Raw genomic sequence first — 464 nt, forward strand, 5'->3', positions numbered from 1 at the left:
TCAGACTGAAAGTTTCGATCCAATATATTCTCGGCCACGGCATATGGCTGCCCATCTTTCTTGCGCTTTTTCACCTTAACCCGGCATTGCCACTGATTCTTCTGCATAATGCGCTGAACCGTTTTATGATTCACACGCATTCCCTTTTTTAATATGGCTGTGATTTTCCGATAGCCATATCGAAACTTGTGTTCTCGGCACAACGTGCCGATTTGTTTTTCTAAATGGTATTTAGGGTTATCTTTCATCAGATTCTTCTTCCAACGATAATAAGATGCTCGTGAGATACCTAAATGAATACAGATATCCTGTATGGTCATTGTGCCGCGCAATGCTTCTACAAGCTCGACTGGCGTTTCGCTATCAGCTTCCTTTCCAATTCGTTGCACTTTTTTAAAACTTCATTCTGTTGTCTCAGATAACGATTTTCTGCCTGCAGTTTCTCTAATTCGGAAGAATACTCC

1 pseudogene is annotated in these 464 nt (G+C 41.4%); it reads right to left on the reverse strand.

The window, feature by feature from the left end:
• Positions 1-464, reverse strand: a pseudogene (locus G9F75_RS19700) (IS3 family transposase); the annotation flags it as partial.

The sequence above is a fragment of the Bacillus sp. EKM208B genome (genome assembly GCF_011800725.1).
Classification (GTDB): domain Bacteria; phylum Bacillota; class Bacilli; order Bacillales; family Bacillaceae; genus Bacillus; species Bacillus velezensis.